The sequence below is a fragment of the Desulfuromonas sp. DDH964 genome, assembly GCF_001611275.1.
Classification (GTDB): Bacteria; Desulfobacterota; Desulfuromonadia; order Desulfuromonadales; family DDH964; genus DDH964.
Window position 1 is genome coordinate 3,790,187 of the sequence record NZ_CP015080.1, and the last position, 12,066, is coordinate 3,802,252.

General features: G+C 64.5%; 12 protein-coding genes. All 12 read right to left on the reverse strand.

The window, feature by feature from the left end; genetic code table 11:
- Window positions 1-59: 59 nt before the first annotated feature.
- The 12 genes from DBW_RS17305 to DBW_RS17360 all read right to left on the reverse strand — a co-directional run bounded on the left by DBW_RS17305 (window position 60) and on the right by DBW_RS17360 (window position 11,932).
- A complete protein-coding gene (locus DBW_RS17305) occupies window positions 60-545 on the reverse strand; it encodes a YajQ family cyclic di-GMP-binding protein (protein WP_066729330.1) in 486 nt (161 codons plus the stop codon).
- 129 nt (window positions 546-674) lie between these two features.
- Window positions 675-1,442 (reverse strand): LolA family protein, encoded by a 768-nt coding sequence (locus tag DBW_RS17310; RefSeq protein WP_066729331.1) that lies wholly within the window; start codon window positions 1,440-1,442, stop codon window positions 675-677.
- A gap of 27 nt (window positions 1,443-1,469) precedes the next feature.
- On the reverse strand, window positions 1,470-1,961 hold the full coding sequence (locus tag DBW_RS17315) for a chemotaxis protein CheD (protein ID WP_066729332.1): 492 nt from the start codon (window positions 1,959-1,961) through the stop codon (window positions 1,470-1,472).
- Between the two features lie 2 nt (window positions 1,962-1,963).
- Window positions 1,964-2,578, reverse strand: coding sequence for a chemotaxis protein CheC (locus tag DBW_RS17320; protein ID WP_066729335.1), 615 nt, complete (start codon window positions 2,576-2,578; stop codon window positions 1,964-1,966).
- A complete protein-coding gene (locus DBW_RS17325; protein ID WP_066729337.1) occupies window positions 2,575-4,470 on the reverse strand; it encodes a chemotaxis protein CheA in 1,896 nt (631 codons plus the stop codon). The genes DBW_RS17320 and DBW_RS17325 overlap by 4 nt, the downstream gene beginning before the upstream one ends.
- A 60-nt stretch (window positions 4,471-4,530) precedes the next feature.
- Window positions 4,531-4,899: a response regulator gene (locus DBW_RS17330; RefSeq protein WP_066729339.1), complete on the reverse strand. Its 369-nt coding sequence runs from the start codon at window positions 4,897-4,899 to the stop codon at window positions 4,531-4,533.
- A 25-nt stretch (window positions 4,900-4,924) separates the two neighbouring features.
- Window positions 4,925-5,341, reverse strand: coding sequence for a chemotaxis protein CheW (locus tag DBW_RS17335; RefSeq protein ID WP_066729341.1), 417 nt, complete (start codon window positions 5,339-5,341; stop codon window positions 4,925-4,927).
- A 7-nt stretch (window positions 5,342-5,348) separates the two neighbouring features.
- Window positions 5,349-6,620 carry a methyl-accepting chemotaxis protein gene (locus DBW_RS17340; protein WP_066729343.1) on the reverse strand — a complete coding sequence of 424 codons (1,272 nt, stop codon included), beginning with the start codon at window positions 6,618-6,620 and terminating at the stop codon, window positions 5,349-5,351.
- A gap of 68 nt (window positions 6,621-6,688) precedes the next feature.
- Entirely contained in the window at window positions 6,689-7,543 is an 855-nt protein-coding gene (locus tag DBW_RS17345; protein ID WP_066729345.1) for a CheR family methyltransferase, read from the reverse strand.
- A 78-nt stretch (window positions 7,544-7,621) separates the two neighbouring features.
- Window positions 7,622-8,617, reverse strand: a complete 996-nt coding sequence (gene thiL / locus DBW_RS17350; protein ID WP_066729347.1) for a thiamine-phosphate kinase — start codon at window positions 8,615-8,617, stop codon at window positions 7,622-7,624.
- Window positions 8,614-10,989 carry an endopeptidase La gene (gene lon / locus DBW_RS17355; protein ID WP_066729349.1) on the reverse strand — a complete coding sequence of 792 codons (2,376 nt, stop codon included), beginning with the start codon at window positions 10,987-10,989 and terminating at the stop codon, window positions 8,614-8,616. The genes thiL and lon overlap by 4 nt, the downstream gene beginning before the upstream one ends.
- Window positions 10,990-11,155: 166 nt before the next feature.
- Window positions 11,156-11,932: an NRDE family protein gene (locus DBW_RS17360; RefSeq protein ID WP_066729350.1), complete on the reverse strand. Its 777-nt coding sequence runs from the start codon at window positions 11,930-11,932 to the stop codon at window positions 11,156-11,158.
- Window positions 11,933-12,066: the final 134 nt, after the last annotated feature.

The following is a 12,066-nucleotide window of genomic DNA, read 5'->3' on the forward strand; positions in this document are numbered from 1 at the left end:
TTGAATTGTGACTGTTGAATTCAATTCAAAATCCAAAATCCAAAATTCAAAATTGTTTTCTAGCTTCTCATGTTGACGAACTGCAGTTCGATCTCGAGGTCCTCGCCCTTGAGGGTCTGGATCACCTGCTGCAAGTCGTCGATCTGCTTGGCGCTGACCCGCACCTGGTCATCCATGATCTGCGGCTGGACCTTGAGCTTGGTCTCCTTGATCCGCTTGATGACCTCCTTCGCCTTCTCCTTGTCGATCCCCTGGACAATACCGATCCGCTGGCGAACCGCGCCCCCCGAAGCTGCCTCCTTCTTGCCGTAATCGAGGTTCTTGGGCGAGATGTTGCGGCGCACCAATTTTCCTTTCAGGATATCGATGATCGCCTGCAGTTTGTAGTCGTCGGCGGCGAGGATCAGGATGGCATCCTTCTCCAGGGTGACCTCGTTGTGGGTCCCCTTGAAGTCGTAGCGCTGGGTGATCTCCTTGACCGCCTGGTTGACCGCATTGTCCACTTCCTGCATGTCCACCTTGGACACGATGTCAAAGCTCGGCATCGCACACCTCCTGCAAAAATTCGTCAGGCGAGCCGATAGGCCCGCGGAATCGAAGACTTATAGCATGAAAGCGCCCCGGAAGGGAAGTCCCTGCCCGGGGCGCTGCCATTTTGCCTGGCAAAAGGTCACTCAGAAACCCATCCCCTGACCGCTGGGACGCACCACGTCGACCCCGGCGGGCATGATGAAGCGGAAATCGAGATCGCCGAGGCCACGATTGATACGGATATCGCTGAATTCGATCAGGGTGCTGTTGCCGCCCGGATCGAAGACGGTGCTGGAAAGGAGCGGCAGATAGCCGCCGGTGCTGCCGCTGCGGGTAAAGGCATCGACCGCCCGGCGATCGACCACGATCAGCATCCGCGCGATCAGCGGCGACGCGCGGCGCGGCGTCATCTCCAGTACCCAGTTCCCTTCCCGGTCGCGATTCTCCGACGCCCAGCCGATGCTGAAATCCCGGCTCAGGTTGCCGAGCCCGGTGAGGAAGGTGAGCGGATCGTTGGCATCGGTGCGGTTGACGATATCGATGTCGGACTGGATCACCTGGCGGTTCTCCGGCAGATAGACCCACATCGTCCTGCCATCGGAGACGATCTCCTGGTCGGTCGGCTCGAAATACTCCCAGCGGAATTGGGCCAGGGGGGGATGCCCCTGGCGCTGGACGAAGCGCACGGCGACCCGGCCGCGACCGCGTTGGGTCCGTTCGAGAGAGGCGATTCTCGATTCCTGGAAAAAGTCTCCCTGGAAATCATGGATCGCCGTCGCCTCGGGAGCGCTGGCCTGGAACGGACTTTCCAGGGTGTTGATCACCTCGGAAAGGCCGGCGGCCCGGACAGTTCCGGCACAGATAAAGAGCACGGCAACCAGCAACGGCAGGAGCAGGACTGTTCGTTTCATGGTGGATCTCCTTGGACAGATGGCGAATCAGAAAATTATTTCCCCCTCGCGCCCGCGCACCGCTTTGACGCGAACCTCGCCACTGGCGATATCGAACTCGACGGTGCGGCCGAAGTTACCGCCGACATCCTCGGCCAGCAACGGGATTCCGAGAACGGCAAGGGTCTCGCGGGCGCTGCGGATATTGCGCGGACCGACCGCGTTGTCCGGGTCTCCCAGCAGCGGCTCGAACATGTTGGCGCCGCCGAAGATCTTTGCCCCGAGCCGTTCCCGCGCGGCCCCGCGGGCGAGGAGATCGTTGATCATCAGCTCGATTGCCGCATCGACGAACTTGGCGGGGCGGGCGTTGTCGGCGGCGTGACGTGGCGACGGCAGCAGGGTATGGGCGAGGCCGCCGATGCGGAACTCGGGGTCGTAGAGGGCGATCGCCAGGCAGGAGCCGAGCCCGTAGGTCACCAGCTTTGCCGGCGGCACGGCGATGCGGAATTCGGATATGCCGACGCTGAGCCGTTCGGTCATGGTCACCCCCCGACCGCATCGAGAATCAGCGAAAGGGAAGAGGCATCGGGGAGGAGAAAAAAGTGCCCCTTGATCAGCTCCTGCTGCGGATTGGCGCCATGGAACTCGGTCTCCACCATCAGCGCCAGGTCGCCGGCCGCCGAGAGTTCGATCAGGACATGGTCGACTACCGCACCGGCCATGTCGCAGGCGAGCAGCGGAATCGACGGAATCAGCGTCAGGTGGAGCAGGTTCCCCATTGCGCTGAGATAGGCCGAGGCGAGAATATTGCCGACCTCCTTCATCGTCGAGGCACCCAGTTCGTCGAAGAGCAGCCCTTCCGCTTCGCTGCCGAGCAGACGCTGCAGCAGGCGCTGGGCGCTGTCGCGCGGGAAGATCAGCAGGATATTGCCGCGCGCGTCCCCGAGTACCCGCAGGGTGATGCCGGCAACCACCTTCTCCGCACCACCGAGGAGTTCGGGAACCTGGCCGATATCGGTCACCGTCACCCGCGGCACCCGCAGGTAAACCGTCTCGCCGATCAGCTGCGACAGGGCCGTCGCCGCATGCCCCATGCCGATATTACTGATCTCCCGGAGGGCGTCGAGTTGGTTTTCATTCAGCAGGGGAAAGCTCATTTGGCCTCTTCTGGGTGCGGGCCGCGACCGGCACCGGGACGGGTTTCCAGCAGGGACTGCGGGTCGAGCAGGAAAACGATATGGCCATCACCGAGTATTGCCGCTCCGGAGAGCCCGGCGATCTGGTTGAGGGGAAATTCGAGCGCCTTGACAAAGACTTCCCGTTGGCCGGCGAGGCGATCGACCACCAGGCCGACGCGGCGCCCGCGCAGCTCGGTGATCACCATTTGCACGCCGCCGCCGGGAGAAGCCGGCGGCAGACCGAGGATCTTGTGCAACGAAAGGAGGGGGACCACATCCTCGTCGAGGCGGATGACCAGTTGCCGGCCTGAAGAGCGCACCTCGTTGCGGGGGACTTCGAGGGTACGCACCACGCGGGTGATCGGGATTGCCAGGGTCTGGCCGCCGCAGGTGACCAGCAGCACCTGGATGATGGCGACCGAGAGCGGCAGCTGGAGGATGATCCGCGTTCCCGCGCCGGGCTGGGACTGGATATCGAGGAGACCGCCGAGATTCTCCACCGCCGACTTGACGACGTCCATGCCGACGCCGCGCCCCGAAGTCTCGGTCACCACCGGGGCGGTGGAAAAACCAGGGTGACAAACCCACTGCAGGACGTCGCGGTCACGCAAGCTCTTGACCTGGGCCGGGGAAAGGAGTCCCTTCTCCAGGATCTTGCGGCGGATCAGGGCCGGGTCCATGCCGCGGCCGTCGTCGGCGACCTCGATCAGCACCAGGTCCTTCTCGCGCCAGGCCCGTACCGTCACCTTGCCCTGGCGGTCGATGCCATGGTCAACGGCGTTGCGCACCATGTGCACCAGGGGATCGGCGAGCTCCTCGAGGATCGCCCGGTCGAGCTCGACCTCGTCCCCCTCGACCTGCAGCACGATCTCCTTGCCGGTTTTCCGGGCCAGGTCGCGAACCACGCGCGGCAACCGCCCGGTGATGCTCTCGACCGGCATCATCCGGACCTGGAGGACATGATGGTGGAGATCGGTGAGGAGACGGGTGAGCTGGCCGATGCCGTTCTTGACCTCTCCCCACTGGCTGTTCCTGGCCGCCCCCTGCAGCATGTAACGATTGGTAATCAGCTCGCCGGTGAGGTTGATGAAGCGATCGAGCAGCTCGGTACGGACCCGGACCGTGCGCGGGCCTTCCTCCCGGCGGGAACTGCTCTCCCGGCGCCGGTCGGCGCCGAATTCGACGCCGGCGACATCAGGCATGCTGCGCAACCGGGCCTCGATCTCATTGCGCGGCAGGTCGGCCACCAGCCAGGCAGAGAGCTTGCCGACAGGGCCGCCGCGTTTCAATTCATCGGCGTTGGGTAAACTCGCCTGCAGGGAACCGCAGTTGGCCAGCTCCCGCAGCAGCAGGATCGCCCGGGCGGCCGGGGCGGCTGCGCCCTCGGCCAGGGTAACGGTGATGTGCAGGGCCTCCCCTTCACTGTCGGTCGGAGTCGGCAGCGCCGCTGCCGCCGGCGGAGGAGCGGCAGCAGCAGGGGTGACCGGCGTGGGAGGCGTAGCGGCAGGTGTTGCGGCGGCCCCGGCGAGAAAGCTCTCAATCTCCCGCTCCGCCCGTTCGGCGGTGATATCTTCGACCAGTCCTTCGAGCAGATCGAGGCCCGCCAGCATCCGATCGATCGCCTCGGCGCTGATCCCCCCCCCCTTGCGGATCGAATCCATCAGGTCTTCAAGGTGGTGAGCGAGGCTGGCGGTGACCGTGTACCCCATGGAGGCCGCCATCCCCTTGATCGAATGCGCCTCGCGAAACAGGGAGTCGATGCTCTCCTTGTCCGTCGGCGCCTTTTCGAGCTGGAGCAGCAGGCGGCTCATGTTCTTGAGATGTTCCGCGGTTTCGCTGAGAAACATTCCGCGGTATTTGGACATATCCATGGGTAGGAATCCAGAATTACGAAATCATTTCAAACGGCAAACAGGGCGCCGCAAAAATCTTCACCCCTGGCCGGCCACACGTCGAACCACATCGAGGACCCGCTCCTCCTTGAAGGGCTTGACGATGAAGTCCCGCGCCCCCGATTGCACCGCCTCGACCACCAGGGCATCCTGGCCCAGGGCACTGCACATGATGACGCAGGCCGCAGGATCTCCCGCCGTGATCTCCTGCAACGCCTCGATTCCGCTCTTCAACGGCATGACGATATCCATCGTGACCAGGTCGGGATGCAACTCGCGGTAGCATTCGACGGCCTCGACACCGTTGGCCGCTTCGCCGACGACCTGGTGCCCGGCCCGGAGAAAGATATCCTTGAGCATGTTGCGCATGAACAGGGCATCATCGACGATCAGTACTCTCAAACCCATCGGTTCATCTCCTCCACGTTTTCCCTCAATGCGTTTCCAGGCTCGCCAGCAGGCGTGCCAGGTCGAGCATGTTGATCATATCCCCCTGGTGATTGAAGACTTCGCGGATATACGCCTCCCGTTCCCGGTCCTGCAGATAGGGAAGCATTTTTTCCCGCTCCAGCGCCAGGATTCTGCCGACGGCGGTCACGCCGAGACCGAGGGGACAGGTCGCGGCCGGCAACACGATGACCCGCCGGTCCCGTTGCGAGGCTTCCAGACCGAGATACCCGGCGAGGTCGAGCACCGGCAAAATCGTGCCGTGAAAGTTGATCGCGCCGAGGTAGCCGGCCGGCGCCAGCGGGATGTAATCGAAGTCGGGGGCCTCGACGATCTCCTGCACATCGGCGACCTCAAGGCCGTAGAGCTCTTCACCGAGACGAAAGGTCAGGGTCAGGTCCATGGCGGCCTCAGCCCCGTTCGCTGCCAAGCTGGAAGCGTCGTACCGCGTCGAGCAGCTGGTCGGCCAGGGCCGAGAGGTCCTGGGCCGAGTGGGCCATTTCTTCCATGGAGGCGGTCTGCTGCTGGGTCGCCGCCGAAACCTCCTCGGTCGCCGCAGCGTTGTCGGCCACGACCTTGGAAATCTCGTCGATCGCCTCAACCATCTTGCCGGCCCCTTGCGTCTGCTTCTGGGAAAGTTCGGCGATGCTGGTCGCCTTGGTCTGGGTATTGGCCGCCGTCTCGATAATCTGGTCGAAGGCGGTCACCGTCGAATCGAGGGCGGTTCGGCCGGCGTCCATCTCGACCATGGTCTGCTTCATCGAAGCCTGCACCTGCCCTCCCTGCTCACGGATCGCTTCGATCAGACTGGTGATCTCGCCGGCCGATTCGCTGGTCGAATCGGCCAGTTTGCGGATCTCCTCAGCGACAACGGCGAAGCCACGGCCGTACTCGCCGGCCCGCGCCGCTTCGATGGTCGCGTTGAGAGCCAGCAGGTTGGTCTTCTGCGCGACCCCGGTGATGACGTCGACGATCTTGCCGATCTTCTGGACCTGGAGGCCGAAAGAGACGATCTGCTGGCCGTTGTTCTCCACCTCGACGAGAATGTGACGCAGCTTTTCGGTGGTGACCCGGGCGGTCTCGCCCCCCCCCTGGGCGGTTCGGGCGGTTTCGTTGGCGGCGGCGACCACCTTCTTCGCCGCCCCGGCGATCAGCTCGACGGAGACGGCCATCTCCCGGATCAGGCGCGAGGAACGTTCGACCATTTCGGCCTGGGTTTCCGCCCCGCGGCTGATCTGCTCGACGGTGTTGGAGACTTCATGGCTCGATGCGGTCATCTCCTGCGAGGTGGCGGAGAGACCCTGGGCCGCCTCGGCAACCTTGTTGGCGGAGGTGCGGATGGTGCCGACCAGGTCGCGCAGGCTCTCCACGACACGGTTCAGGGAACCGGCGAGATCGGCGGTTTCATCCGGAAAGGCGCTGCCGCGCAGGCGGATCGCCTTGGAGAGGTCACCGAGGCTGAGGCGCTCGGCCGCCTCCGAGAGGTGGCGGATGTTGGCCGTGAACGCCTTGGAAAAGGCCCACCCGAGCAGCAGGCCGACCAGGATCGCGCAGCCGATGCTGACCAGCTGCTGCCAGGCTTCGGGGATACCGAGATGGGGGACGAGCTGGTTGAGCAGCACGATAGAGCCCACCACGATGATAAATCCCATGATGAATTTGTAGCTGATTTCTACACGCATCGATCCACTCCTTCGCAAGACAGCTTCACTGGCAGGCAATTCTCATTGGCATTGACCGGGGCCGGGGCTCAGGGGGCGGGTAGAGAGCGGTAGATCCGCTCCTCCGGGTATTCGGCGGCAAAGCGTTGCCGAATCTCGCCGAGCAGGGTTTCCGCCCGTCCCAGGACCAAATACCCTCCCGCACCCAGGGCGTCAGCGAAGCGCCGCAGGATTCGCTCCTGGTCACCCCGGGAGAAATAGATCAGCACGTTGCGGCAAAGGATCAGGGCGGCCCTGGGGTAGGCCCCCTCGCCGAGGATATCCTGCTGTTGGAACTTCACCCGCTTGCGGATCTCCTCACGCAGGCGCAGCCCACGCCCCTCGGCCACGAAACAACGCTCCCGCATTGCCGCCGGCACCTCACCGAGGCGCTGCTCGTCGTAATAGCCGGCCGCCGCCTGGGCCAGGGCCGGAGCGCTGATGTCGCTCCCCCAGATTTCGATCTCCAGGTCCTGGACCGGCAGCGCCTCGACCAGCAGCGCCAGCGAGTAAGGCTCTTCGCCACTGGCACAGCCGACACTCCAGAGCCGCAACCGGCGTTCGCCGGCGGCGCGGGCGTTTTTCACCAGGGCAGGCAGGACCTCCTGCTGCAGGGTCTGGAAGGTGGAGGGGTTGCGAAAGAACTGGGAGACGTTGATGGTAATGGCCGCCAGCAACGGGTCCAGTTCACTCTCATTATGCTCCAGCCAAGCCAGATAGGGGAGCGCCGCACTGAAGCCGCAGGCCCGCACCCTGGCCGCGATCCGGCGCTTGACACAGCGGTCCTTGTACATACCAAGGTCGAAGCCGCGCCGGGCCAGCAGCAGCTCGCGCAGACGATCAAACTCGGCGTCGGGGAATTCGCTGCCGACAAAGGGTACATGATTTGACGACGGATCTCGCAACAGGCCCCCCAGGCAATCTCAAAGCTAGCAAACATCGGTCCAACGACCGTAGCACCCGCCCTTCCGGCGCCGGGGTTGCTAACCCTGGCCGGAAAAGTGATTGAATCCTCGCGGCTGCATCGGGCGGATGCCACCCTCCCGGTCTTTCACCAGCAGGCCGCCATCTGGCGGCGTAACCTGGCCGATGCGGCTGACCGGCAGTGACCAGTCGCGCACCAGTTCGGCAAGCCGTTCCTCGTGGTGCGGGGCGACGGTCAGCAGCAGTTCATAATCCTCGCCGCCGGCGAGCACCAGGTCAAAAAGTTCCGGCGCCTGCCGCAGCCGGGCTTCGGTTGCGGCCGATAGCGGCAGAGTGGCGGCGTCCAGCAGGGCCCCCGCGTTCGCCGCCGCCAGGATATGGCCGAGATCCGCGAGCAGACCGTCGGAGAGATCGATCATCGCCGTCGCCAGTCCGCCCGCGGCGAAGCTGCGCCCCGCGGCACTGCGCGCCGTGGGGCGATGGTGCCGCGCCAGCAGTTCCGGGTCGGGAGGTCGCCCCTGCTGCAGGTCGAAGAGCGCCAGGGCACTGTCGCCGAGGGTTCCGGTGACGTAGATGCCATCCCCGGGAGCGGCCCCGGAGCGCCGCACCAGCTCCCCCGGCGGAATGCTCCCCGCGGCGGTGACCGAGATCAGCAGCGGCCCCGGCGACCGGCAGGTATCGCCGCCGGCAAGGGTCACCCCGTATTCGTCACAGGCGGCGCAAAATCCCTCCATCAGGTCGTCGAGGTCGGCCAGGGGGAGGGTCGTGGGAATACCCAACCCAAGCAAGAGGAAGTGGGGCGTGCCGCCCATGGCCGCGATATCGCTGATATTGACCGCAACGCTCTTGCGGCCGAGATCGGCCATGCCGGTCCAGTCGCGGCGGAAATGCACCTCCTCGATGAGCAGATCCTTGCTGGTCAGCAGCAGCTCCCCGGCCGGGAGCTGCAAGGCCGCGCAGTCGTCGCCGATCCCCAGCAGCACCCCGCGCCCGTCCCGTACTCCGCTCCGGATGCGATCAATGAAACCGAACTCGCCGAGGTCCTTCAGCTTCATGCCGGATCGACCAGCGCCGCGGCCAGGACCTCGTCCATCGTCCGCACGCTGACGAAGTTCAGCTTGCTGCGCAGGGGGCGCGGGATCTCTTCCAGGTCCTTGAGGTTGCGGTGCGGAATGATGACGGTACTTATGTGGGCCTGGGCGGCGGCCAGAACCTTCTCCTTGAGGCCACCGATCGGCAGCACCTTGCCGCGCAGGGTGATCTCGCCGGTCATCGCCACATCTTTGCTTACCCGCCGGCCGGAGAGGGCTGAAATCAGCGCCGTCGCCATGGTCACCCCGGCGCTCGGGCCATCCTTGGGAATCGCGCCGGCCGGAACGTGGACATGGATATCCCGGGTTTCGAAAACCGCCGGATCGATACCGAGCTCATCGGCATGGGTACGGGCATAGGAGAGGGCGGCCTGGGCGCTCTCCTTCATCACCTCGCCGAGATGCCCGGTCAGGGTCAGGGTCCCCTTCCCTTTCATGGTGTTGACTTCGACGTAAAGGATTTCGCCGCCGACTTCGGTCCAGGCCAGGCCGGTAGCGAGCCCCGCCTCGTCCTCGCTGCGTTCCTCCTCCGGAAGATAGCGGGGCTGGCCGAGAAAGCGGGCGATGGTGTTCTCGCTGACCCGGATCGCCTGCTTCTTCCCTTCCGCGAAGCGGCGCGCCACCTTGCGGCAGATGCTGCCGATTTCCCGTTCGAGGTTGCGCAGCCCGGCCTCCGCCGTATAGCCGGTAATCAGGCGCAGCAGGGCGTTGCGGGAGAAGACCACCGCCCCCTTCTTCAGGCCGTTGGCTTCGAGCTGGCGCGGGACCAGGTAGCGGTTGGCGATGAAGACCTTCTCTTCGGCGGTGTAGCCGGCGAGGCGGATCACCTCGAGGCGGTCCTTGAGGGCCGAGGGGATCGGGTCCATGACATTGGCGGTCGCCACAAAGAGCACCCGGGAAAGGTCGAAGGGAAGATTGATGTAGTGGTCCGAAAAGGCGTGGTTCTGCTCCGGGTCGAGGAGTTCGAGGAGGGCCGCCGAGGGATCGCCGCGGAAATCGGCGCCGATTTTGTCGAGTTCATCGAGCATGAAGACCGGGTTGTTGGTGCCGGCCTGTTTCATCCCCTGCAGGATCCGTCCCGGCATGGCGCCGACATAGGTGCGGCGGTGGCCGCGAATCTCCGCCTCATCGCGCACCCCACCGAGGGAGATGCGCACGAACTCGCGGCCCAGGGCGCGGGCGATCGACTTGCCGAGACTGGTCTTGCCCACCCCAGGCGGGCCGACGAAGCAGAGGACCGGTCCTTTCAGATCCTTCTTCAGCTTGCGCACCGCGAGGAATTCGAGGATGCGGTCCTTGACCTTTTCGAGATCATAGTGATCCTCGTCGAGAACCCGGCGCGCCTTCTTCAGGTCGAGGTTGTCCCGGGTGGCGTGGCTCCAGGGGAGCTCCACCAGCCAGTCGAGGTAGGTGCGGACCAGGGAATATTCGGCGGCCTCGGGGTGCATCGTCTCCAGGCGCCGCAGCTGCTTTTCGGCTTCGACCAGGGTCTCTTCCGGCAGGTTCGCCAGTTCGAGCTTGCCGCGCAGTTCTGCGACATCTTCGGCACGGGGATCGGCCTCGCCGAGTTCGGCCTGGATCGCCCGCAGCTGCTCGCGCAGGAAATATTCGCGCTGGCTCTTCCCCATCTCCTCCTTGGCCTGGCTCTGGATGCGGTTCTGCACCGTCATCAGCTCCAGTTCCTTGGCGAGCAGGGTCTTGATACGCAGCAGCCGCTCCACCGGGTCGAGGATTTCGATCAGTTCCTGGGCCTCGGCGACCTTGAGGCCGATATTGCTCGCCACCAGATCGGCGAGGCTGCCGGGCTCTTCGATATTCTCCACCACCAGGATCACTTCCGGTGCGACGTTCTTGCCAAGGTTGACGATCTGGCCGAGCTGGTCACGAACGGTGCGCATCAGCGCCTCGACTTCGAGGGGGAGCTCGTCCTGGGGGGTCTCCTTCAGCTGTTCGATCTGCACGGTAAAATGGGGTTCGGTGGCATTGAAGCGCTCGATGCGCCCCTTGGCAAGGCCCTGGATCAGGACCTTGAGGCGGCCGTCGGGGAGCTTGAGCATGCGCATGATCATCGCCACCGTACCGGTGGTGTAGATCGACTCCGGAACCGGCTCCTCCTCGCCGAGGTCCTTCTGGGTGGCGAGGAAGATCAGGCGATCGCTGGCCAGTGCCGCATCGATGGCGGCAACCGACTTTTCGCGGCCGACGAAGAGGGGGAGGATCATGTAAGGGAAGATGACGACATCCCGCACCGGGAGGAGGGGAAGTTCATCAGGAATCTGGATATCTTTCTTTTCCGGACTGGTTGCCAAACGTAAGACCTCTCTGCCGGCATGCATGCCGGACCGATAACGCAATGGGGCAGGCCGCTACCTCCGTGCCCTGTCCGGGGCCGCCAACCGGCAGCGACAGGCACTGGGGTTTCGGACAAGATACCGGATGCACCGGCTTATGTCCAGCCGCAATTATCTTCTGGTCTCGGGGACTTGGGGCATTTTGTGCTGCTCAGGGCCGGATCTGGAAGCGCTCCTGCACCTCCCCCTGACAAACCCCGCCGGCAGTGAAACTGCGCTCGAAAAATTCGACGGCACCGGAATCCGTGATCAGTAGCAGGGTCGAGGCGCGGGTTCCATAGTCGCTGCTGCAGATAAATCGCGACGAAAGGAGCCGTTCCCAGGCCAGACCGACCCCGGTATCGGGCAGGTCGGCAGCGGCCGCCGGGGTGCGGTCGGCGAGCAGGGTGAAGAGCGACCCTGGGTTCACCCGGTTCTCCTGCACGAGCTTCGCCAGGGCCGCCTTGCCGCTGGTTACCTTCGGCCAGGGGGTATTGAGCAGGGCGTTGCTCAGGCCGTGGATGCCGGGAGTTAAAACCGTGGCGGCGCCGCCACGGCTGCTGAACCAGGCAACCTGGTCGCGGTTGCCGGCAAGGAGGTTAAAGGCATGGTAGTCCTGCGCCATCGGCGCCTGCGTCGCGATCCAGTCCCTCGGCTCCCTGCCGGAGGAGAGAAAGTCCCGCACCAGCAACCCCCGGGAAGGCGCATCACTGCGATGCCGGTCCGGGTCGCGAAAATCGCGGAAGTTGGTCACCGCCGCCCAGCGCCCACGCCGATCGACGCCGCACCAGGTCCCGCCGCCGACCAGGTCCCGACCCGCCAGAATTTCCGGCGGATCGCTCCACCAGGTGGCCGGTGCGGTCGGTCGACGGTGAAATTCATCGCGGTTGGCGGCCAGGACCAGCCGATACTCGGGGTGGCAGTTCCAGGCCAAGAGGATCAGACACATGGCAACGGGCCCTTCGCTGGCAGGACTATCTCCGGAAAAAGACGAACCTAACCTGAGGGTAACAGAGGTTCGGCCGGCAATGGAACGGATTTCCCCTCTCCCTGCGGACTTTCCTGACCTGGCTCCCGCTCCGT